This window comes from Cupriavidus necator A5-1 (genome assembly GCF_000744095.1).
GTDB lineage: Bacteria > Pseudomonadota > Gammaproteobacteria > Burkholderiales > Burkholderiaceae > Cupriavidus > Cupriavidus necator_A.
On record NZ_JQLI01000008.1, the window covers coordinates 4,106,797 to 4,129,626 of the forward strand.

The 22,830-nt window shown below is 66.5% G+C and carries 20 protein-coding genes; 8 read left to right on the top strand and 12 right to left on the bottom strand.

Features of this window, described 5'->3' with window-relative positions:
- Window positions 1-30: 30 nt before the first annotated feature.
- Together K307_RS43110 and recG are read right to left on the bottom strand one after the other, a co-directional pair.
- Window positions 31-981 carry a LysR substrate-binding domain-containing protein gene (locus K307_RS43110; protein WP_022536535.1) on the bottom strand — a complete coding sequence of 317 codons (951 nt, stop codon included), beginning with the start codon at window positions 979-981 and terminating at the stop codon, window positions 31-33.
- Window positions 982-1,094: 113 nt separating this feature from the next.
- The gene (recG, locus tag K307_RS43115) at window positions 1,095-3,269 is read right to left on the bottom strand and encodes an ATP-dependent DNA helicase RecG (protein ID WP_042887155.1); all 2,175 of its coding nucleotides are present in this window, start codon (window positions 3,267-3,269) and stop codon (window positions 1,095-1,097) included.
- 232 nt (window positions 3,270-3,501) lie between these two features.
- Between recG and queA the strand changes: the two genes are divergently transcribed.
- From queA to secF, 5 genes are all read left to right on the top strand, one after another.
- On the top strand, window positions 3,502-4,560 hold the full coding sequence (gene queA / locus K307_RS43120) for a tRNA preQ1(34) S-adenosylmethionine ribosyltransferase-isomerase QueA (RefSeq protein WP_042887156.1): 1,059 nt from the start codon (window positions 3,502-3,504) through the stop codon (window positions 4,558-4,560).
- Between the two features lie 17 nt (window positions 4,561-4,577).
- A complete protein-coding gene (tgt, locus tag K307_RS43125; RefSeq protein WP_042887157.1) occupies window positions 4,578-5,708 on the top strand; it encodes a tRNA guanosine(34) transglycosylase Tgt in 1,131 nt (376 codons plus the stop codon).
- Window positions 5,709-5,940: 232 nt separating this feature from the next.
- Window positions 5,941-6,267 carry a preprotein translocase subunit YajC gene (gene yajC, locus K307_RS43130; RefSeq protein WP_042887159.1) on the top strand — a complete coding sequence of 109 codons (327 nt, stop codon included), beginning with the start codon at window positions 5,941-5,943 and terminating at the stop codon, window positions 6,265-6,267.
- 219 nt (window positions 6,268-6,486) lie between these two features.
- Window positions 6,487-8,358 carry a protein translocase subunit SecD gene (gene secD, locus K307_RS43135; RefSeq protein ID WP_042887160.1) on the top strand — a complete coding sequence of 624 codons (1,872 nt, stop codon included), beginning with the start codon at window positions 6,487-6,489 and terminating at the stop codon, window positions 8,356-8,358.
- Window positions 8,359-8,410: 52 nt separating this feature from the next.
- Entirely contained in the window at window positions 8,411-9,382 is a 972-nt protein-coding gene (gene secF / locus K307_RS43140) for a protein translocase subunit SecF (RefSeq protein WP_042887162.1), read from the top strand.
- 83 nt (window positions 9,383-9,465) lie between these two features.
- Here secF and K307_RS43145 read toward each other — a convergent pair whose 3' ends face one another.
- The 8 genes from K307_RS43145 to purB all read right to left on the bottom strand — a co-directional run bounded on the left by K307_RS43145 (window position 9,466) and on the right by purB (window position 18,341).
- Window positions 9,466-10,473, bottom strand: coding sequence for a response regulator (locus tag K307_RS43145; protein ID WP_042887164.1), 1,008 nt, complete (start codon window positions 10,471-10,473; stop codon window positions 9,466-9,468).
- The gene (locus K307_RS43150; protein WP_042887165.1) at window positions 10,470-11,603 is read right to left on the bottom strand and encodes a hybrid sensor histidine kinase/response regulator; all 1,134 of its coding nucleotides are present in this window, start codon (window positions 11,601-11,603) and stop codon (window positions 10,470-10,472) included. Before K307_RS43150 ends, K307_RS43145 begins: the two co-directional genes overlap by 4 nt.
- A gap of 6 nt (window positions 11,604-11,609) precedes the next feature.
- Window positions 11,610-12,941 carry a sensor histidine kinase gene (locus tag K307_RS43155; RefSeq protein ID WP_042887166.1) on the bottom strand — a complete coding sequence of 444 codons (1,332 nt, stop codon included), beginning with the start codon at window positions 12,939-12,941 and terminating at the stop codon, window positions 11,610-11,612.
- 22 nt (window positions 12,942-12,963) lie between these two features.
- Window positions 12,964-14,355, bottom strand: a complete 1,392-nt coding sequence (locus K307_RS43160; protein WP_042887167.1) for a class I SAM-dependent methyltransferase — start codon at window positions 14,353-14,355, stop codon at window positions 12,964-12,966.
- 405 nt (window positions 14,356-14,760) lie between these two features.
- Window positions 14,761-15,351 carry a YceI family protein gene (locus K307_RS43165; RefSeq protein WP_042887168.1) on the bottom strand — a complete coding sequence of 197 codons (591 nt, stop codon included), beginning with the start codon at window positions 15,349-15,351 and terminating at the stop codon, window positions 14,761-14,763.
- A 111-nt stretch (window positions 15,352-15,462) separates the two neighbouring features.
- Entirely contained in the window at window positions 15,463-16,047 is a 585-nt protein-coding gene (locus tag K307_RS43170; protein WP_042887170.1) for a YceI family protein, read from the bottom strand.
- 67 nt (window positions 16,048-16,114) lie between these two features.
- Window positions 16,115-16,669, bottom strand: coding sequence for a cytochrome b (locus tag K307_RS43175; protein ID WP_042887171.1), 555 nt, complete (start codon window positions 16,667-16,669; stop codon window positions 16,115-16,117).
- 295 nt (window positions 16,670-16,964) lie between these two features.
- A complete protein-coding gene (gene purB / locus K307_RS43180; RefSeq protein WP_042887172.1) occupies window positions 16,965-18,341 on the bottom strand; it encodes an adenylosuccinate lyase in 1,377 nt (458 codons plus the stop codon).
- 350 nt (window positions 18,342-18,691) lie between these two features.
- On the opposite strand from purB, the gene K307_RS43185 reads away from it, so the two are divergent.
- Window positions 18,692-19,306, top strand: a complete 615-nt coding sequence (locus K307_RS43185) for a glutathione S-transferase N-terminal domain-containing protein (protein WP_042887173.1) — start codon at window positions 18,692-18,694, stop codon at window positions 19,304-19,306.
- Window positions 19,307-19,384: 78 nt separating this feature from the next.
- Here the strand turns inward: K307_RS43185 and mnmA are convergent, their stop codons facing one another.
- Together mnmA and K307_RS43195 are read right to left on the bottom strand one after the other, a co-directional pair.
- Window positions 19,385-20,470, bottom strand: coding sequence for a tRNA 2-thiouridine(34) synthase MnmA (gene mnmA / locus K307_RS43190; RefSeq protein ID WP_080745414.1), 1,086 nt, complete (start codon window positions 20,468-20,470; stop codon window positions 19,385-19,387).
- The gene (locus tag K307_RS43195) at window positions 20,467-20,958 is read right to left on the bottom strand and encodes an NUDIX hydrolase (RefSeq protein WP_042888127.1); all 492 of its coding nucleotides are present in this window, start codon (window positions 20,956-20,958) and stop codon (window positions 20,467-20,469) included. Before K307_RS43195 ends, mnmA begins: the two co-directional genes overlap by 4 nt.
- Window positions 20,959-21,235: 277 nt before the next feature.
- On the opposite strand from K307_RS43195, the gene K307_RS43200 reads away from it, so the two are divergent.
- A complete protein-coding gene (locus tag K307_RS43200; protein WP_042887177.1) occupies window positions 21,236-22,357 on the top strand; it encodes a Re/Si-specific NAD(P)(+) transhydrogenase subunit alpha in 1,122 nt (373 codons plus the stop codon).
- A gap of 74 nt (window positions 22,358-22,431) precedes the next feature.
- Entirely contained in the window at window positions 22,432-22,794 is a 363-nt protein-coding gene (gene panD / locus K307_RS43205) for an aspartate 1-decarboxylase (RefSeq protein ID WP_012353832.1), read from the top strand.
- The last annotated feature ends 36 nt before the right edge of the window (window positions 22,795-22,830 follow it).

Genomic DNA, 22,830 nt, shown 5'->3' on the forward strand with positions numbered 1-22,830 from the left:
GTGCGGCCTTTTGAGTACCCGGTAAAGCGATCAGGCGGCTTCTGCCAAATCCTTGGCGTCGAGCCTGCGCACGCCCTGCAGGTCGCACGCGGCAACGGCGTTGGCCAGCGCTTCCATCGCGGGCAGCCGGGTAAAGCTCTTGCGCCAGGCCAGCACCACACGGCGGTCCGGCACGGGATCGGCAAACGGCACATAGGCCAGCATGTCGCCCTTGGCCTTCATGTCAGGCACCGAGGTGCGCGGCAGCACGGTGATGCCGACCCCGCTGGCCACCATATGGCGGATGGTCTCGAGCGACGAACCCTCGAAGGTCTTCTGGATGCCGTCGGCCGCCTGCGAGAAGCGCGACAGTTCGGGGCACACGCCCAGCACATGGTCGCGGAAGCAGTGGCCGCTGCCGAGCAGCAGCATGGTTTGCCGCTTGAGTTCATCCGGGTCGATCGCGCGCGCCTGCGCCAGTTCGTGGCCGCGCGGCACGGCGACGACAAAGGGCTCGTCATAGAGCGGTCGCACCGTCAGGCCGGAATCGGCGAACGGCTCGGCCATCACCGCGCAGTCGATCTCGCCCTGCTTGAGCAGCTCGATCAGCTTGTGGGTGTAGTTCTCCTGCAGCATCAGCGGCATCTGCGGCACGGTCTCGATCATCTGCTTGACCAGCGACGGCAACAGGTATGGCCCGATCGTGTAGATCACGCCCACGCGCAGCGGGCCCGCCAGCGGGTCCTTGCCCTGCTTGGCGATCTCGCGGATGGCCATGGTCTGTTCGAGCACGCGCTGGGCCTGCGCCACGATCTGCTCGCCGATGGACGTCACCGACACCTCAGAGGTGCCGCGCTCGAAGATCTGCACGTTGAGTTCGTCTTCCAGCTTCTTGATCGCGACCGACAGCGTCGGCTGCGAGACGAAGCAGGCCTCGGCGGCCCGGCCGAAATGGCGCTCTCGCGCCACGGCGACGATGTACTTGAGTTCGGTGAGCGTCATGACTTATCAATTTGCGGTAGGCGATAGATTTTACCTTCGATTGTCGCTTCTGTCAGAGCCCCAACGCATTGTGTCGGTGCATGCGAAGCATCGCGCACCTGGACAGGCGCCGATCAGGCTTTGAGGTAGTGCTCGCGCCCGCCGAGCCAGCGCGAAAGGTGTGCTTCGACCGCTTCCGGGAAGCGCGCCAGCATCAGCTCGGCCGCCTCCTGCGCGTATTCGACCAGCCATGCGTCGGTCTGCAAGTCGGCAAAGCGCAACATGGCTTCACCCGACTGGCGCGCGCCAAGGAATTCGCCCGGGCCGCGGATTTCGAGGTCGCGCCGGGCGATCTCGAAGCCATCGGTGGTCTCGCGCATGGTGGCCAGCCGTTCGCGCGCGGTGGGCGACAGCGGCGCCTGGTACATCAGCAGGCACACCGATTCGGCGCTGCCCCGCCCCACCCGCCCGCGCAACTGGTGCAGCTGGGCGAGGCCAAAGCGCTCGGCATGCTCGATCACCATCAGCGAGGCATTGGGCACGTCCACGCCCACTTCGATCACGGTCGTGGCCACCAGCACCTGCATGCGGTTGGCGCTGAAGTCGTCCATCACCGACGCCTTCTCCGCCGGCGGCAGGCGGCCGTGCACCAGGCCCACTCGCAGGTCAGGGAGCGCGGCGACCAGCGTCTCGTAGGTCTCCACTGCGGTCTGCAGCTGCAGCGCCTCGCTTTCCTCGATCAGCGGGCACACCCAGTAGACCTGGCGCCCTTCCGCGGCGGCATGGTGCACGCGCGCGATCACCTCGTCGCGGCGCGCATCGTTGACCAGCCGCGTGACGATGGGCGTGCGGCCCGGCGGCAGTTCGTCGATCACCGACACGTCGAGGTCGGCGTAGTACGTCATGGCCAGCGTGCGCGGGATCGGCGTGGCCGACATCATCAGCTGGTGCGGCACGGTGTCCGGCGCCGGCACATCGCTGGCACCTGCCTTGCCGCGCAGCGCGAGCCGCTGCGCCACGCCGAAGCGGTGCTGCTCGTCGACCACCGACAGGCCCAGCCTGGCAAAGCGCACGGCGTCCTGGATCAGCGCATGGGTGCCGATCACCAGCTGCGCCTCGCCCGATTCCACGCGCGCGGCGGCTTCGCGCTTCTCGCGCGCCTTCAGGCTGCCAGCCAGCCAGACCACCGGCACGCCCAGTGGCTCCAGCCACGCGGACAGCTTGCGGTAGTGCTGCTCGGCCAGGATTTCGGTGGGCGCCATCAGCGCCGCCTGGTAGCCGGCGTCGATCGCCTGGCAGGCCGCCAGTGCGGCGACGATGGTCTTGCCGCTGCCGACGTCGCCCTGCAACAGCCGGTGCATCGGGTGCGGCCGCGTCATGTCGGCGGCAATCTCCGCGACCACACGTTCCTGCGCGCCGGTCAGCCGGAACGGCAGCGCGGCCAAAAAGCGGGTCAGCAAACCGCCCTCGCGGCGCGGCATGGTCGGCGCGGTCTTCTCGCGCCGCGCCGCGTGCGCGCGCCGCAGCGAAATCTGCTGCGCCAGCAGTTCGTCGAACTTGATGCGCTGCCAGGCTGGGTGCGAGCGGTCGGCCAGCGCGGCCTCGCTTTCCTGCGGCGGCGGCGCGTGCAGCAGGCGCAGGCAGTCCGCGAGCGGGCGCAAGTGCAGCCGCGCCAGCGGCCCTTGCAGCACCGCCTGCGGCAGCGTCTCGGGCATCGGCGTGCGCGACAGGGCGCCGCCGATGGCCTTGCGCAGGTAGGCTTGTGCGATCCCGGCGGTGGACGGATACACGGGCGTCAGGCGGTCGGGCAGCGCTTCGCCGGGCACCACCGGGCGCACCGTCGGGTGGACCATCTCGGCGCCGAAGAAACCGCCGCGGACCTCGCCGCGCACGCGCAGCCACACGCCCTCGGCCATCTGCTTGGTCTGGCTGCCGTAGAAATTGAGGAAGCGCAGCGTCAGCTCGCCGCTGTCGTCGGCGATCTTGACCACCAGCTGGCGGCGCGGCCGGAACGTGACTTCATTGGAGATGACCTCGCCTTCGACCTGCGCCGGCTGGCCCAGCCCGGCACGGCGGATCGCGTCGGCGATCGGTGCCAGCGTGGTCTCGTCCTCGTAGCGCATCGGCAGGTGCAGCACCAGGTCGACCGGACGGCGCAGGCCCAGCTTGGCCAGGCGCGCGGCCGCCGATGATGTACCCGAACGTGCAGCCTTGCCCTTTGCCTCGCCAGCCTTGTCGCGCGCGGGCGCCGCCGCTTCCTTGGCGGCATCGGCAGGGTCTTGGATCGGGTCGGCTGCGGTTCCGGGCATCGGCAACAAGGTTGGCAGCAGTCGCTGCGGTTTCGGCTTGGGCGGCTGGCGCGGGCCGGCAAATAGCGGGTATCACACCCGGCCCGGCGTCTGGCGGGCCCGTGGCCTTACAATATCGGATTCGCCGATTGTACCCATGCCGGCTGTCGCCAAGGGCAGCGGAGTGCCGCTTTGTGCCCCACTTAGCCTCTTCCGGCCTGCATGGCTGCCGGCCGCCCCCGCCGTTTCCACGATGTTGACGCTTTCCGATTTCGATTTTCCGCTGCCGCCCGAACTGATTGCCCAGAGCGCGCTGCCTGACCGCAGTGCCAGCCGGCTGCTGGTGGTCGAACGGCTCGCGACCGCCGACACCGCCGACGCGGTGCGCCTGGTCGACCGCGCCTTCAGCGATATCGTCGACTACCTGCGTCCCGACGACCTGCTGGTGTTCAACGACACGCGCGTGATCAAGGCGCGCTTTTTCGGCCACAAGCCCAGCGGCGGCAAGATCGAGGTGCTGGTCGAGCGCGTCGTCGACAGCCATACCGTGCTGGCCCAGGTGCGCGCGTCCAAGACGCCCGCCGAGGGCAGCACGCTGCATCTGGCGGACGACGCCGTCGCCGTCACCGTGGGTCCGCGCGTGGATCAGTTCTTCACGCTGCGCTTCCCCGAGCCGGCGCTGGACCTGATCGAGCGCTACGGCCGCCTGCCGCTGCCGCCGTATATCACGCACGACCCGGACGCCTACGACGAGACCCGCTACCAGACTGTCTACGCGCGCAGTCCGGGCGCCGTGGCCGCACCCACCGCAGGGCTGCATTTCGACGATGCACTGTTCGCGCGCCTCGATGCCGCCGGCGTGCGCCGCGCCTTCCTGACGCTGCACGTGGGCGCCGGCACGTTCCAGCCGGTGCGCACCGAGAACCTGACCGAGCACAAGATGCACTCGGAGTGGTACGCGATCTCCGAGGAACTGGCCCAGGCGGTGCGCGACACCCGCGCGCGCGGCGGCCGCGTGATCGCGGTAGGCACCACCTCGCTGCGCGCGCTGGAATCGGCGGCGCAGGCCGACGGCACGCTTGCCGCCGGCAGCGGCGACACCGATATCTTCATCACGCCCGGCTACCGCTTCCGCCTGGTCGAAGCCCTGATCACCAACTTCCACCTGCCCAAGTCGACGCTGCTGATGCTGGTCTCGGCGCTGGCCGGCGTGGAAGCCATCCGCGCCGCCTACCGCCATGCGGTCGAGCAGCGCTACCGTTTCTTCAGCTACGGCGACGCCATGCTGCTGACCCGCCAGCCCGGCGCCTGAATCCAGAATCACAAGCCATGCTCAACTTCGAACTCATCACCACCGACGGCAACGCCCGCCGCGGCCGCGTCACGCTGAACCACGGCGTGGTCGAGACGCCGATCTTCATGCCGGTCGGCACCTACGGTTCGGTCAAGGCCATGTCGCCGCTGGAACTGAACGAGATCGGCGCGCACATCATCCTCGGCAACACCTTCCACCTGTGGCTGCGCCCCGGGCTGGACGTGGTCAACGCCCACGAGGGCCTGCACAAATTTATCGGCTGGGACAAGCCGATCCTGACCGATTCGGGCGGCTTCCAGGTGTTTTCGCTGGGCGATTTGCGCAAGATCACTGAAGATGGCGTCACGTTCGCGTCGCCGGTCAATGGCGACAAGCTCTTCCTGTCGCCCGAGATCTCGATGCAGATCCAGCGCACGCTGAACTCCGACATCGTGATGCAGTTCGATGAGTGCACCCCGTACGAGATCGACGGCCGCCCCGCCACGCACGAGGAAGCGGCCAAGTCGATGCGCATGAGCCTGCGCTGGGCCAAGCGCTCGCGCGACGAGTTCGAGCGGCTGGCCAACCCGAACGCGCTGTTCGGCATCGTCCAGGGCGGCATGTACGAGGACCTGCGCGACGAATCGCTGGCGGGGCTGTCCGAGCTGGATTTCCACGGTTTTGCCATCGGTGGCCTGTCGGTGGGCGAGCCCAAGGAAGACATGATGCGCGTGCTGGAACACGTGGCGCCGCGCCTGCCGGCCGACAAGCCGCACTACCTGATGGGCGTGGGCACGCCGGAAGACCTGGTGGCCGGCGTGGCCGCGGGTGTCGACATGTTCGACTGCGTGATGCCCACCCGCAACGCGCGCAACGGCTGGCTCTTCACCCGCTACGGCGACGTCAAGATCAAGAACGCGGCGCACCGCAACGACCCGCGCCCGCTCGATGAAAGCTGCGCCTGCTACACCTGCCGCAACTTCTCGCGCGCCTACCTGCACCACCTGCACCGGGTCGGCGAGATCCTGGGCGCGCGCCTCAATACCATCCACAACCTGCACTACTACCTGCAGCTGATGCGCGAGGTGCGCGAGTCGATCGAGCAGCACCGTTTCACCGACTTCCGCCGCCAGTTCGCGGCCGACCGCGCCCGCGGCACGCAGTAAAACGGTCGCCGGCGCGAACTTTCCCGCCGGCGCGGGTCGAACACCGGGGCCAATACCGGGATCGGTGAGGGCGTCGCCCCAGCGTGAGCCGGCGCCCTGCCGGCAACTGCCGCGAGTCGCCCCGGAATCACCCCGAACAAACCCGTATTCCGCCCTAGAATGCCAAGGGCAGGCGGAATGCGAATGGTAGAATGCTCGATTATTTGACTGACTTTTGTGACGGAGAACCCACGTGTTGATTTCTAACGCATTTGCCCAGACCGCCGGTGCCGGCGGCGCGGCTGGCGGCCTGATGAGCTTCCTGCCCATCATCCTGATGTTTGCGGTGCTGTGGTTCATCATGATCCGCCCGCAAATGAAGCGCCAGAAGGAGTCTAAGGCGATGCTTGAAGCGCTGGCCAAGAACGACGAAGTCGTCACCGCCGGCGGTATCCTGGGCCGCGTGACCAAGGTCACCGACCAGTACGTTGGCCTGGAAATCGCCGCAGGCACGGAAATCACCGTGCAGAAGAACGCCGTGACCACGGTGCTGCCGAAGGGCTCGCTGAAGGCGCTCTGATCCGCCTGATCGCTCACGCGACTCCCGCCTTTGTCTTTTCCGGCATGCCCGTTCACGCATGCCCCGGCAGCCGCCTGATCCAGCCGCAATGAAGCCCGCGAGCCCGCGCGGCTTCCATACGTGGCTGCCAGGCGGCTGTTTGCCAAACCGGTTCGGCCCCGCCGACGTGGCGCGCCACGCCTGCGCCGGCCCCGCCAACCGCTGAATGACTGGCCCGAGATGAATCGTTATCCGCTTTGGAAGTACATCGTGATCCTGGTGGCCCTGGCCATCGGCATCATCTATACCTTGCCGAACTTCTTCGGCGAGGCGCCCGCCGTACAGGTGTCTTCGGGCAAGGCCACGGTCAAGGTCGACCTGTCCATGCAGAAGCAGGTCGAAGAGATCCTGGCGCAGAACCAGCTCCAGCCTGACGGCGTGTTCTTCGACATTTCCGGCCAGTCGGGCTCGGTCAAGGCGCGTTTCCGCACCACCGACGAGCAGCTCAAGGCCAAGGACGTGCTGTCGCGCTCGCTCAACCCCGTCCCCGCCGACCCCACCTACGTAGTCGCGCTGAACCTGCTGTCGGGCTCGCCGCGCTGGCTGACCGCCATGCACGCGCTGCCGATGTACCTGGGTCTGGACCTGCGCGGCGGCGTGCACTTCCTGCTGCAGGTCGACATGAAGGGCGCGGTCGACAAGAAGCTCGACAGCCTGGCCGGCGACGCGCGCACGCTGTTGCGCGACAAGGGCATCCGCCACGGCGGCATCGACCGCGAAGGCGACCGCCTGACGGTGCGCTTCAACAACGCCGACGACGCCAACCGCGCCCGCGCCATCCTGGCCGACAACCTGCGCGAAGTGGCCTTCGCGATGGACGGCAACAACATCGTCGGCACCTTCACCGAACCCGCCCGCAAGGCCGTGCAGGACGCCGCGGTCAAGCAGAACATCACCACGCTGCACAACCGCGTGAACGAACTGGGCGTGGCAGAGCCGGTGATCCAGCAGCAAGGCGCCGACCGTATCGTGGTGCAACTGCCGGGCGTGCAGGACACCGCCAAGGCCAAGGACATCATCGGCCGCACCGCCACGCTGGAAGCGCGCCTGGTCGACAACGACGCGCCGCGCAGCCCGCGCCCGGGCGACCCGATCCCGTTCGGCAGCGAACTCTTCACGCAAGGCAACGGCGCCCCGGTGGTGCTGAAGAAGCAGGTCATCTTCACCGGCGACCGCATCGAAAGCGCCTCGGCCGGCTTCGACCAGAACCAGCACCCGTCGGTCAATATCAAGCTCGACGCCCAGGGCGGCCGCGTGCTGCGCGACGTCTCGCGCGAGAACCTGAAGAAGCCGATGGCGATCGTGCTGTTCGAGAAGGGCAAGGGCGAAGTGCTGACGGTGGCGACGATCCAGTCCGAACTGGGCTCGAGCTTCCAGATCACCGGCTCCTACTCGACCGAGGCCGCCAACGACCTGGCCCTGCTGCTGCGCGCCGGCTCGCTGGCCGCGCCGATGGAGATCATCGAAGAGCGCACCATCGGCCCGTCGCTGGGTGCCGACAACATCAAGAAGGGTTTTGACTCGGTCGCCTACGGCTTTGCCGCGATCGGCGTGTTCATGATCCTGTATTACATGCTGTTCGGCGTGTTCTCGGTGCTGGCGCTGGGCGTGAACCTGCTGCTGCTGGTCGCCGTGCTGTCGATGCTGCAGGCCACGCTGACGCTGCCGGGTATCGCCGCCATCGCGCTGGTGCTGGGCATGGCCATCGACGCCAACGTGCTGATCAACGAGCGCATCCGCGAGGAACTGCGCGCGGGCGCGTCGCCGCAGATGGCGATCGCGGTCGGCTTCGACCGCGCCTGGGCCACCATCCTGGACTCGAACGTGACCACGCTGATCGCCGGCCTGGCGCTGCTGGCCTTCGGTTCGGGCCCGGTGCGCGGCTTTGCCGTGGTGCACTGCCTGGGTATCCTGACCTCGATGTTCTCGGCGGTGTTCTTCAACCGCGGCCTGGTCAACCTCTGGTACGGCCGCAAGAAGAAGCTGCAGAGCGTGGCCATCGGCCAGATCTGGAAGCCTGGCAACGCCACCGACACGCCGGTCGCCAAGTAAGCGGCCCGCACAGTCGATCAGCAATAACTAGCAGTACAGAACAGGATTCAACATGGAATTCTTCCGCATCCGGCGCGACATTCCGTTCATGAAGCACGCGTTGGTCTTCAACGTGATTTCCTTCCTGACGTTTGCCGCCGCCGTGTTCTTCCTCTGGCACAAGGGCCTGCACCTGTCGATCGAATTCACCGGCGGCACGGTGATGGAGGTCAGCTACCAGCAGGCGGCCGACCTGGAAAAGATCCGCGGCCAGGTGAGCAAGCTGGGCTATACCGACGTGCAGGTGCAGAATTTCGGCACCTCGCGCGACGTGATGATCCGTCTGCCGCTGCAGAAGGGCCCGGACGGCAAGCCCGTCACCTCGGCCCAGCAGAGCGAGCAGGTGATGGGCGCGCTGCAGGCCGCCGCGCCTGACGTCAAGCTGCAACGGGTGGAGTTCGTCGGCCCGCAGGTGGGCAAGGAACTGGCCACCGACGGCCTGCTGGCCCTCTTGTGCGTGGTGGCCGGCATCGTGATCTACCTGTCGTTCCGCTTCGAGTGGAAGTTCGCGGTGGCGGGCATCATCGCCAACCTGCACGACGTGGTCATCATCCTGGGCTTCTTCGCCTACTTCCAGTGGGAATTCTCGCTGTCGGTGCTGGCGGCGGTGCTGGCGGTGCTGGGCTACTCGGTCAACGAATCGGTGGTGATCTTCGACCGGGTGCGCGAGAACTTCCGCAAGTTCCGCAAGATGACCACGCACGAGATCATCGACAACGCGATCACCAGCACCATCTCGCGCACCATCATCACTCACGGCTCGACCCAGATGATGGTGCTGTCGATGTTCTTCTTCGGCGGCCCCACGCTGCACTACTTCGCGCTGGCGCTGACGGTGGGTATCCTGTTCGGTATCTACTCGTCGGTGTTCGTGGCCGCGGCGCTGGCGATGTGGCTGGGCGTCAAGCGCGAGGACCTGGTCAAGGGCGACAAGAAGTCGGATTCGACCGACCGCGACGACCCCAACTACGGCGCGCAGGCCTGACGGCCCGAACGCAGGCAAAAAGAAGCTGGCAAAGAAATGGCGCCCCGCGGGCGCCATTTTCATTGGGCGGAGCGATCCGAAGATCATACCTGCTCGGCGAAGCGTTCGATCCACGCCGCCAGCCGGTCGGCCGCGAAGCTCTCGCTGCGCGGGCCCGCGCGGCACACGATGGTGTCGCCATCGCGCGCAAACTTCATCGCGCCGCCGACCTCCTCCAGCCACAGCAGGCTCGCCAGCCAGGCGGCGTGCGGCGCCGACACGGGCTTGCCTACCGGCTGCGCCAGGAATTCCGCCAGCGTGGCCGGTGCGGTCCACACCACGGTGTCGCCGTCGCGGCGCACCACCTCGCTGCCGAGCGCATCGGCGATCACCGTCGGGGCATCGGCAGCGCCCTTGCCCGCATTGGCGCTGCGCAGCTCCGCCAGGCGCGTGCCCACGGCATGGCCGAAGCTGCCGCTACGCTCGGATTCCGCGCGTACCAGGTCGGCGTAGTCCATGCGCTGCCAGTCCGGCTCGGCGTTGCGCGCGCCGGCCAGGTCGACCGCCGCCAGGTAGGTTTCCACCGGCTGGAAGCGGCCGGGACCGATCAGGCTGGCGCACAGTGCGTGCAGCATGCCGATGCGGGTGGCCACGGTCTGGGTCTGCAGCACGGCCAGCTTCTCGCGCACCAGCTGGTCGCGTTCCTTGCGCAGGCCGGACAGCTCCAGCGCCTGCTTCAGTTCCATGCGCAGCGCCGTGATGTCCCACGGCTTCTTGATATAGCGGTGGATCTGGCCCTCGTTGACCGCTGCGACGGTCTGGTCGAGCTCCGAATACGCCGTGGTCAGGATGCGCACGATATGCGGGTAGCGCTCGCGCGCATAGCGCAGCAGTTCGTTGCCGTACTCGCCCGGCATGCGCTGGTCGGACACCAGCACGGCCAGGCTGTCGCCGTGGGCGTCCAGCAGCGCCTTGCCCTCCTCCACCGAGCCGCCGGTCACCACCGGCGCCAGCGCACCGATGGCGCGCTGGAAATACTTGACGGCGGTCGCCTCGTCATCGACGAACAGAATCGCCGGGGGTGGTGCCTGGGTGGCAATCGGTTCGCTCATCGGTCACTCCTAATCATTCGATGCTTGTAATTTGGGAAGTCCAGCGTCACCGCGGTCCCGGCTCCGGACGCGGACGCGATCCGGATGCCGCCGCCGAAGGATTGCATGACGCGGTTGCAGAAAATCATGCCCAGGCCGCTGCCGCCGGCGCTGGCGTGGGTGGTGACGGGATCGACCAGCAGGCGCTCCATCACCTCGGGCGGGATGCCGGGGCCGTTGTCGCAGATGCGGATTTCCTGGCTCGGCTGGGCCACCACCACGAAGCGCAGCGACGGCGCGGCCACGTTGGCCAGTGCGCGCAGCGCGTTGCTCATCACCGACGACAACACCAGCGCCACGCAGTTGGGCAGCGTCTGCACCGGGAAATCACCATGCACCTCGACCTGCACCCACTGGCGCTGGTCGCCCGCGAACGGATAGGTATCGAGCAGCGACGCTACCAGCGCACCCGCGCTGACTTCAGCCGCCGGCTCCGGCCTGGCCGCCGGGCTGCCGGCGCTGCTGCGCACGGACTGCAGGAACGACGACAGCACCGCCAGGCAATACTGCGCATTGTCGTGCATGGCGCTGGCCGCCTGGCCGACCTCGCCCAGGCGCTGCTCGCTGTACTCGCCCGCGACGCGGCTCTGGATGCCGCGCGCATAGTTGGCGATGGCCGCCAGCGGCGTGTTCAGCTCGTGCGCCAGGAACGCCAGCGTCTCGTCGATGGCCATCAGCCGGTGCTGGCGCAGCGCGCGTTCGCGGTGGCGCTCGCCCGCTTGGCGCAGCACCTCGCGCACGTCGGTGACGCTCAGCGGCTTTTCCAGGATGCGGAAGACTTCGCCGGAGTTGACGGTCTGCAGCAGCACATCCTTGTCGGCGTAGGCCGTCACCAGGATGCGCACGATCTGCGGGTAGTCCTGCGCCACCTGGCGCAGCAGGTCGCCGCCGTCGCGCCCGGGCATGCGGAAATCCGTCACCAGGATTGCGATGCGCGCGCTCTCGGCGCGCAGCAGCGCCACGCCCTCGTCGGCGCTCGCGGCGAGCAGGACGTCGTATTCGCTGCCGACCGCGCGCGCAAAGTACTTGCGCGCCATGTCCTCGTCATCGACGTAGAGAATGGTCGGCCGCGCTTGCTGGACTTCGCTCATGGCCGTTTACTCCGCGCGTGGCAGGTCAAAGCTGAACGCCGCCCACTGGCCCAGCTCGCTCTCTGCAAAGAGCTGGCCGCCGTGGCGCTCGATCACCGCGTAGCTGATCGACAGTCCCAGCCCCAGCCCCTGCCCCACTTCGCGCGTGGTGAAGAAGGGCTCGAACACGCGCGCCAGGTGCTCCGGCGCGACGCCGGGACCGTTGTCGCGCACCGTCACGTGCAGGCGGCTCTCGGCCCAGCGCACCGTGGTATGGATCGCGGGTTCCTGCGTGCCGGCCTTGCGCATGGCCAGCGCCGCGTTGGAGAACAGGTTGATCAGCACCCCGATGACGGCGGCTTCGTCGCCCATCACCAGCGTGTCGTCGGGCAGTTCGCGCGTGACCTTGACCCCGCGCAGTTCGTGCGCGGTCAGCCGGATCGACGAATCCAGCGCCTTCTCGAACAGGAACGGCGTGCCTTCGACCTCGGCGCCCGGCTTGCGGTAGGCGAACGTCTTCAGGTCGGACACGATATGCTGGATGCGCTGCATGCCCTGCTTGGCATCGACCAGGCATTCGGTCAGCGACTCGCTTTCCTTGGCCTGCGGCTCTTCCATCGCCACCTCGATCGCCATCAGGCAGAAGTTGACCGGGTTGTTCACCTCATGCAGCAGCCCGGCCGCCAGCGTACCGATGGCGGCCATCTTCTCCTGCTGCAGCATCTGGCCCTTGATGTCGACCAGCTTGCGGTTGATCACCTCGAGCTCGGCGTTCTTCTCGGCGACCTCGGCCTTCAGCCGGAACAGCATGAAGCGCGCGCGCTCGTTGAAGAAGGTGTAGACCCCGCTGGCCGCCGCGGCGAACAGCAGGAACAGCGAATTGACGATAAAGGTGCCGACCGGCTCGATGCCGCCGGGGTGGAACAGGCACGCCAGCACGTACAGCAGGTATGAGAGCACGCCGAACACCAGGTTCTGCCACAGCCCGAACGGCAGCGCGATGCCGGAGGCGAAGATTGCCAGGTTGAGGCCGACATAATAAGGAGACTGCACCCCTTCGGTCTGCGAGATCATCCACGCGATCATGATCTGCGGCAGCATCAGCCAGGTCAGCGTCAGCCATGGCGCGAAGCGCCGGCCCGCGGCGCTGTACAGCATCACCACCACGCCCGCGATCAGCAGCGACACCACCACCCGCGCCACGGCGAAGGCGAGCTGCTGCTGCGGATACTGGCCATAGTCGAGCCCGACCCCGAGCATGACTAGCACGATTGCGGTATAGGCGCCGCCCCGGCTAAACGCCAGGCGAAAGTCGGCCAGTTCGGACTGGTAGCCGGCGTAGAGTTGGTTGGTGCTCATGGCGTTGCCCGCAGGGACTGCCTCAGTCAATGGTGGCTTCCGCGAACACGTTGACGCCGGTGACATCTTCGTAAATGCGGTGCGAATGCGAGTTCTCGGGCAGCAGCTGTGCCATGCCGGGGTCGTCACGGTAGATCAGGTACCACTCCAGCAGGTGTTCCATGCCGAATTTCTCAGGATTGTTGGCGTGGACGTTGGTCACCAGGATCTGCCCGCCCGGGCGCGAACGCGAGGCGAAATACTGCAGCAGCCGCGCGCACACCTTGTCGGACAGGTAGTCGAACAGGCCCGCGCAGTAGACCGCGTCGAACTCCCGCGCACTGTTATCGTCGGGCGAGATGCGCCGCTTGAGCAGTTCGTGCACCGACTGGTGCACCATCTCCACGGCGACCTTGCGCCCGGCGCTGCTGGCGGCGCGCTCGATCGAGCTGCGCGTGTATTCCAGCGTCTCTTCGCTGAAGTCGACCAGCTCGAACGACAGCAGCTCCGGATTGGGGTACTCGCACACGAAGCGCTGGATCTCGAAGGCCGGTCCGCAGCCCACGTTGAGCACGCGGAACGGCCGGCCCTCGGCACGCGCACGTTCGGCCTGGCGGGTCAGGAAATCGACCAGCAGGTCAATGCGGTTACGGTGCGCGGTCGCCACCGCCGCCTTCAGGAAGGCGGTGTTGACGATCTGGAAGTAGGTGGTCGGGCCCTGCTGGGGATCGCCCAGGATCTGGTTCACCATCTCGTAGTCGCCGGCATAGCCGAGCGGCTTGGTGAAGGTGCGGTACACGAACGGCGCGCGCAGCAAGAGCGGGTGCAGCGCCGACTGGGCATAGGTGCGGTGCACCGGCGCGATCTCCGGGTCGACGCGCTCGGCCTCGCCCTCGAGCCAGTCGAGGTAGGTCTTGGTCTTGCCCATGATCGGCGTGGCCAGCTCGTAGAACACGTCCTGGCGCAGCTTGCCTTCGGTCTTGGGCAGCGATTCGGTCAGGTCCACCTGCTCGACCCAGCGCGACACTTCGGACAGGAAAGCGCGCATCTCGTTGACCACGATCTGGTAGTCGCGCCGGATATTGAAGCGCGCGTCCCAGTCCTGCACGAACAGCTCGGCCTCGCGCCCCACCGACTTGGGTTCGTTGTTCAGGTCGGACAGCTCGCGCCACTCGTCGATCAGCGTCAGCGACACCACCGCGGTCAGGCCGGTGTTCACCAGGCTCATCACCACGGCCTTGCCGAGGTAGGCATTCTTGGCGCCCATGCGGACGCTGAGCTCGCTCAGCACCTCGCTGACCTGCACGATCGAATACGGGTTGTAGATCTCCATCACCAGAGACTTTCTCTGGAGATTGATGATCGTGCCGCGCACCTGCTCGCCCTGCGAGTTGCGGAAACTAACTACCGGGTCGATTTGCGTTTTGGAATACACGGTATTGCCCAGGGAAATCCGAGAAACGCTGCGAGGCCATACTGCCAGGGCGGAACGGCCGGGTACAGCATGAGGGGGCGAAGGGGGTCGCGGGGACGGCTACCGGTATCGGGACGTGCAGCGAATACTCATAGGAATGCGCTATAGCCTGTTGGCGGGCTGCGGCACCCCGCCTTGGGAGGGGGCGCCGGCATCCCGTATCGTCTTGGAGTTGCCGCGGCCCATTGTACTGTGGCAATCGCGCCGCGTACAACCAAGTGCACTGGTCGCCCCTCATGCGCGGGGGAAATGGAACAATCGTGAGGACAAGCCGCAGACAAAACAAAAAAGGCCGGTAAATGCCGGCCCCATACTGCTGATTGAGCGCCGCGGTCCTGCCGGACCGGGCTGCTGTGCTTGCTGTCCTTACTCTGCGCGCACGCCTTCCACCTGGATGGCGAGCTTCACTTCGGGCTTGAAGCCCATCTTCACGCCGTAGTCCAGGCCGAAGTCGGCGCGGTTAAAGGTACCCACGGCATCGGCGCCGCAGGCTTCGCGCTTGAGCATCGGATGCTGGATGCACTTGAATTCGCGGATCTCCAGCTTGACCGGCTTGGACACGCCGCGCAGCGTCAGCACGCCGTCGACTTCGGTCGGCACGTCGCCCTTGAACTTGGAGAACTTGCCCTTGTAGGTGGCCTCGGGGAAGGCCTCCACGTCGAACATGTCCGGGCCCTTGGCGTGCTGGTTCAGCTTGGTGTTGCCGAAATCGATCGAAGCCGCGTCGATCTTGACCTCGACGCTGCCGGCCTTGGCGGCGCGGTCCAGCGTGACCACGCCGCTGGACTTGTCGAACTTGCCGCGCCAGGTCGACAGGCCGCCCAGGTGGTCGGCCTCGAAGCTCGGGTAGGTGTGGGTCGGATCGAGGTTGTACGTCACGGTATTGGCCGAAGCCACGCCGAAGGCGGCGGTTGCGGAAATGGCCGCGACGGCGGCAACGAGGGAACGCAGTTTCATGGAATCTCCCGACAAAAGGTTGGGCGGAACGTCTGTTGGTACGTCGTTAAAAACGTCGTTGGGTACGTCGTTGGTTGGGGCTTGGGTACGTCGGCAACTGCCGCCTTGCTCTTACTTCTTCGCGGCCATCACGATGCGGAACTTGATCTGCACGTCGTCGGCCACCACGGATGTGTCCTTCCACTCGCCGTCGCCGATATTGAACGCGGTGCGCTTGATCGGCAGCGCGCCTTCGAACACCTGGGCAGAGCCCTCCTGGCGGTAGGTGGCAGGCACCACCACGTCAACGGTCTTGCCCTTGATGGTCAGCTTGCCGGCCACGTCGTACCTGCCCGGCGTGCCGTTCTTGATGCTGGTCGACTGGAACACGGCCTTCGGGTACTTCGCGGCATCGAACCAGTCCTTGCCCTTCACTTCCTTGGTGGTCTCGGCATCGCCGATCTCAAAGCTTGCTACATCGATCTCGACCTTGGCCGACGAGGTCTCCAGCTTGGCCGGGTCGAAGTTGACCGCGGCGTCGAATTTCTTGAACTTGCCCTCCATCGGTACGCCGATCTGGCGTGCGACCGCAGTGACCGAGCTCTTGGCGGCGTCGACCTGCGCCCATGCCAGGTTGGCGGCGATGCCGGTGGCGGCCAGGACGGCGGCGATGACCAGCGAGCCGCGGCGGGCATTGCTGCGGGAAGTGCGTTCCATCTCAGATGACTCCTGTCAGGGTCGGCGCAACGCGCCGCGGTACGGGAGATAGTTCGGTTAGCGCATATCAGCGCAGGAAAGGCAGCATCCGGCCCAGCGTGCCGTCACGGTCAATGAACTGGTGCTTGACCGCCGCCGCCGCATGGACGACGACCACGGCCGCCATCAGGTAGTTCAGCCAGACATGGGCGAACTTGAGCACTTCCTTCAGTTGGTCGTTCTTCTCCAGCAGCGCCGGCATCTTCCACAGGCCCAGGTAGACCACCGGCACGCCGGCGGCCGAGCTGTACAGGTAGCCGGTGATGGGCACCACCAGGATCAGCACGTACAGCAGGTGGTGCGCGCCGGTGGCGGCCTTGGCCTGCCAGGCCGGCGTGCCGGGCGCGACAGCCGGCGCCGGGTGCGTTGCACGCCACAGTATGCGCAGCACGGCGATCGCAAAGATGGTCACGCCCAGCCACTTGTGCCACGAGTAGAGCTTGAGCTTGGTCGGCGTCAGCCCCGGAATGCCGGTCATGTACAGGCCGAGCCCGAACGCGGCAAAGATGGCCAGCGCGACAACCCAGTGCAGGGCGATCGCGGTGGCACCGTAGCCGGTCGGGGCATTGGCGGTAGAACGCATCGGATTCCTCTCGCCCGCGTCACGGGCCTTTCACAATTTTGGGGACGGCACCGGCGGGAGCCAGCCCGCCCATGCGCTTAGGATTCTCGCATTATTGCGGCCGGATGTGCGCCGGTGCAGGACAGTCCTTCATTAAGTTATTCAAATGCTTTGAAGTGACATTCTGCCGCAAGCGGCACAAAGCCGCAGCGCAGCCGCTTGCACTGCCCTGCACGGCGGCCCCGGAAAGCAAAAAGCCATCCTCGCGGATGGCTTTTTGCTTGCGGTTGCGGCCCTACGGGGCCAGGGCCTTGCGTCAGATGCGCTCGGCCAGCACCACGGCCTTGCCGATATAGCTGGCGGGCGTCATCTCCAGCAGCAGCTTCTTGGCGTCATCCGGAATCGCCAGGCCGTTGATAAAGGTCTGCAGCGCTTCGCGCGAGATGCCCTTGCCGCGGGTCAGCTCCTTGAGCTGCTCGTACGGGTTGGGCACGCCGAAGCGGCGCATCACGGTCTGCACCGGCTCGGCCAGCACTTCCCAGCAGTTGTCGAGGTCTTCGTCCAGGCGCTCGGGGTTGGTTTCCAGCTTGCCCAGGCCGCGCAGGCAGGCCTCGTAGGCCAGCAGGCTGTAGCCGAAGGCCACGCCGATATTGCGCAGCACGGTCGAGTCGGTCAGGTCGCGCTGCCAGCGCGACACCGGCAGCTTCTCCGACAGGTGGCGCAGCACCGCGTTGGCCAGGCCGAGATTGCCTTCGGAGTTTTCGAAGTCGATCGGGTTGACCTTGTGCGGCATGGTCGACGAGCCGATTTCGCCGGCCTTGGTCTTCTGCTTGAAGTAGCCCAGCGAGATATAGCCCCAGACGTCGCGGTTCAGGTCGAGCAGGATGGTGTTGGCGCGGGCGACCGCGTCGAACAGCTCGGCCATGTAGTCGTGCGGCTCGATCTGGATGGTGTACGGGTTTAAGGTCAGGCCCAGGCGGGTCTCGATCACCTGCTTCGAGAACGCTTCCCAGTCGAAGGTCGGGTAGGCCGACAGGTGCGCGTTGTAGTTACCCACCGCGCCGTTCATCTTGCCCAGCAGTTCGACCTGCTCGATGCGCTGGATCGCGCGCGCCAGGCGCGCGGCCACGTTGGCCATTTCCTTGCCCAGCGTGGTCGGGCTGGCCGGCTGGCCGTGGGTGCGCGACAGCATCGGCTGCGCGGCATTGAGTTTGGCCAGCTCGACCAGGCGGGCGTGCACGCGCTTGAGCGCCGGCACCACCACGGCCTCGCGGGCGCCCTTGAGCATCATGCCGTGCGAGGTGTTGTTGATGTCTTCCGAGGTGCAGGCGAAGTGGATGAACTCGCTGGCGGCTTCCAGCTCGGCGTTGCCCTTGACCTGTTCCTTGAGCCAGTACTCGACGGCCTTGACGTCATGGTTGGTGACGGCTTCGATTTCCTTGATGCGGGCGGCATCGGCTTCGCTGAACTTGTCCACCAGCGCCAGCAGCGCGGCCTCGGAGGCGGCCGAGAACTTCGGCATGTCGGGCAGGCCGGCCTGCGCCAGCGCGATCAGCCAGTGCACCTCGACCTTGACGCGGTTGCGCATGAAGGCCGCCTCGGACAGCCATTCGCGCAGCGCGTCGGCCTTGGCGGCGTAGCGGCCATCGATCGGAGACAGGGCGGTGAGCGGCGAAAGCGAAGAGGAGGTCATGCTGGAAACGGAAAGGGAGGAAAAAGGGGACGTACGGGTCGCGCCGCGGGGGCTGGCGCGCAGTCAGCGTTGAATCGGAAGGGGATCGGCAAAGCGCCCGATGCGCCGCACAGAGCGGACCGCCGACGCTGCGCAACGCGGGATTTTACCACCCCTGCCCCCACTCCGGGGCAGCGGTCAAGTGCCACCACGGGGCATCGGTGCGCGAGCCCGCATTCGCCTTGCGCCGCGGGTATACTCGCGCTCGCCGTTCCATTAGCCTGTTATGAAGTGCATCGGGCCAGCAGGCGCGCCCCGCCGCCGCTGCCACGGAGCGACGATGCACTTCATAACACGCTCAAGGGGAGAACATGAAGCTGTATGCGTCCCGAACCAGTCCCTACGCGCGCAAGGTGCGCGTGGTGATGGCGGAAAAGAAGATCGACTACCAGATGATCGAAGAGGACGTCTGGTCGCCCGAGACGAAGATCGGCCAATTCAACCCGCTCGGCAAGGTGCCGTGCCTGGTCATGGAAGACGGCGGCGCGATCTTCGATTCGCGCGTGATCGTCGAGTATGTCGATACGCTGACCCCGGTCAGCCGCATGATTCCGCAAGGCGGGCGCGAGCGGCTGGAAGTGCGCTGCTGGGAAGCGCTGGCCGACGGCCTGCTCGACGCCGCGCTGCTGGTGCGCCTGGAGGCGACCCAGCGCGAGCCGCAAGAGCGCAGCGAGCGCTGGGTGCAGCGCCAGCGCGGCAAGATCGAGGCGGCGCTGGTGGCGATGGCCAACGGCCTGGCCGACAAGCCCTTCTGCACGGGCACGCATTACTCGCTGGCCGATGTGGCGGTGGGCTGCGCGCTGTCCTACCTGGACTTCCGCTTCCCCGAGATCGCCTGGCGCGAGCGTCATGCAAACCTGGCGGCGCTGGAAGAAAAGCTGTCCAAGCGCCAGTCGTTCATCGATACCGAACCGCCGCGCGGCTGAGGCGCAACGGTCCATAAAAAACACCCGCTGCGTGCTCCTGCTGCGTGCGGGTGTTTTTTTTCTTGCATCGGCCGGCGCTCACTGGATGATGCCGCCACCCAGGCACACGTCGCCGTCGTACAGCACCGCGGACTGGCCGGGCGTGACCGCCCACTGCGCCTCGGCAAACCCGAGCGTCAGCGCATCGCCCTCCACCGCCCGCACCGTGCAGGCCGCATCGCTCTGGCGATAGCGCGTCTTGGCCGCCATCGCCGCACCCGCCGCCGGCGGCTCGCCGGCCACCCACGACAGGTCCGATGCATTCAGCTCCGGCGTCAGCAGCCACGGATGGTCGTGACCCTGCACCACGTAAAGCGTATTGTTCGCCATATCCTTGCGCGCCACGTACCAGGCGTCGCCATTGCCGTCGCGGCTGCCGCCCAGCCCGATGCCCTTGCGCTGGCCCAGCGTGTAGAACGCCAGCCCGATATGCTCGCCCACGACCTTGCCGTCCGGCGTCTTCATCGGGCCCGGCCTGGTCGGCAGGTAGCGGTTCAGGAAATCGCGGAACGGGCGTTCGCCGATAAAGCAGATACCGGTGGAGTCCTTCTTCTTCGCGTTGGGCAGGCCGATTTCGGCAGCGATCTCGCGCACGCGCGTCTTGGGGATCTCGCCCAGCGGGAACAGCGTGCGCGACAGTTGCGCCTGGTTCAGCCGGTGCAGGAAGTAGCTCTGGTCCTTGGTGTGGTCCAGTGCCTTGAGCAGTTCGAACTTGCCCGCCGCATTCTGGCGCACGCGCGCATAGTGGCCGGTGGCGATGGTTTCCGCGCCCAGCGACATCGCATGGTCGAGGAAGGCCTTGAACTTGATCTCGGCATTGCACAGCACGTCCGGGTTGGGCGTGCGCCCGGCGGAGTATTCGCGCAGGAAATCGGCAAAGACGCGGTCCTTGTACTCGGCGGCGAAGTTGACCGCCTCCACGTCGACGCCGATCAGGTCGGCCACCGACACCACGTCGAGCCAGTCCTGGCGCGTGGAGCAGTACTCGCTGTCGTCATCGTCTTCCCAGTTCTTCATGAACAGGCCGATGACCTCGTAGCCCTGCTGCTTGAGCAGCCATGCGGTGACCGACGAGTCGACCCCGCCCGACATGCCGACGACAACGCGCTTTCCGTTCCCGCTCACGGCTGCGCTCCCGCTTCCAGCACCGACGGATGCGTGTACAGCGCGTCCAGCGCAAAGCGCTTGCCGGCCAGGTAGTCGTCGACGCAGGCCATCACCAGCGCCGAACGGTGGCGTTCCGGGCAGGCGCGCAGCTCTTCCGCGCTCATCCACACCGTGCGCACGATGCCGGTATCGAGCTGGCGGCCCGCGTCGAGCGAGCCCAGGTCGCCGGTAAAGGCAAAGCGCACATAGGTCACGTCCGAGCCGGTGCGCGACGACAGCGAGCGGCCCATATAGCAGCCCAGCAGCGCGCGCGGCTCGAAGGTGTGCGCGGTTTCTTCCAGCGTTTCGCGGATGACGGCGCGGATCAGGCTTTCGCCCGGGTCTAGGTGGCCGGCGGGCTGGTTCAGCCGCAGCCCGTCCGCGGTTTCCTCTTCCACCAGCAGGAAACGGCCACCGCGTTCGATCACGGCGGCAACGGTCACACTGGCATTCCAATCACTTGACATGATGCTCAATTTTTAGGCAATCCCGCATTCTACCGGTTGCCGGCCCATCCTGCAGCGCCGCGGACCCCGCAACCGGCGCCACATCAGGCACCCGACTGGCGCCGAAACGCCCGTTTGGCGCCAACCTCAAAACCCGACCGGCCGGTCACCATTGAACGTCAGAATCCTGTAAGCTGCGAAAAAATTGTGCGCTGCGGATGAGCCCATTGCGACGCGCAACGGGCCAGACGTCGGCCCGGCCAACCAGATACGACGCCAGTTAAAGGAGAAATTGACGATGTACATCGGCATCCCGCAGGAGACGCGGGCCGGCGAGACTCGTGTCGCCGCCACCCCGGAGACCGTCAAGAAATACGTCGCCCAAGGCCACAAGGTCGTGGTCCAGGCCGGCGCTGGCGTGCGCGCCAGCCAGCCGGACGGCGCGTATGAGGCGGTCGGCGCCACCATCGGCACCGCCGCCGAGGCACTGGGCGCGCAGCTGGTGCTCAAGGTGCGCGCACCCGAAGCCGCGGAGCTGGCGCAGATGAAGCCGGGCGCCGTGCTGGTCGGCATGCTCAATCCCTTCGATGCCGAGAACAATGCGCGCATGTCCGCCGCGAACATCACCGCCTTTGCCCTGGAAGCCGCGCCCCGCACCACGCGCGCGCAGAGCATGGACGTGCTGTCGTCGCAGGCCAACATCGCCGGCTACAAGGCCGTGCTGGTGGCAGCGCACCATTACCAGCGCTTCATGCCGATGCTGATGACCGCCGCCGGCACCGTCAAGGCGGCGCGCGTGCTGATCCTCGGCGCCGGCGTGGCCGGCCTGCAGGCGATCGCCACCGCCAAGCGCCTGGGCGCCGTGATCGAAGCCTCCGACGTGCGCCCCGCCGTCAAGGAACAGATCGAATCGCTCGGCGGCAAGTTCCTCGACGTGCCGTTCCTCACCGACGAAGAGCGCGAGATCGCGCAGGGCGTGGGCGGCTATGCGCGCCCGATGCCGCCGGACTGGATGAAGCGCCAGGCCGAACTGGTCCACCAGCGCGCGATCCAGGCCGACATCGTCATCACCACTGCGCTGATCCCTGGCCGCAAGGCGCCGGTGCTGCTGCAGGAAGCGACCGTGCAACAGATGAAGCCGGGCTCGGTGGTGGTCGACCTGGCCGCCGCGCAGGGCGGCAATTGCCCGCTGACGGTGGCCGACGAAGTGGTCGAGCGCCACGGTGTCGTGCTGATCGGACACACCAACCTCGCCAGCATGGTCGCGGCGGACGCCTCGGCGCTGTACGCGCGCAACGTGCTGGACTTCCTCAAGCTGGTCATCGACAAGGACGCCCAGTTCACGCTGAACCTGGAAGACGACATCGTCACCGCCTGCCTGATGTGCCGGGACGGCCAGGTCGTGCGCGAGGCGGCGTGATTTCACGGGGCGCCGGGCGCGCCCGCTAGCTTTCGCTTTACGCTTTACGCTTTACATATAAGGACGTATCACCCATGCAACGCATCATGCTCCGCGCCAAGCTCCACCGCGTCACCGTGACGCAGGCGGACCTCAACTACGAGGGTTCGTGCGGCATCGACCAGGACCTGCTGGACGCTGCCGACATGAAGGAGTTCGAGAAGATCGAGCTGTACAACGTGAACAACGGCGAGCGCTTCTCCACCTACATCATCAAGGGCGAACGCGGCAGCGGCGAGATCTCGCTGAACGGCGCCGCGGCGCGCCGTGCGCACCTGGGCGACCAACTGATCATCTGCACCTACGCGCCGATGACTGACGAGGAAATCGCCACGTACAAGCCCAAGGTGATCCTGGTGAACGAGAAGAACGGCATCAAGGAAATCAAGAAGGTCTGAGGCTTTGCTCCCCTCTCCCGCCTGCGGGAGAGGGGC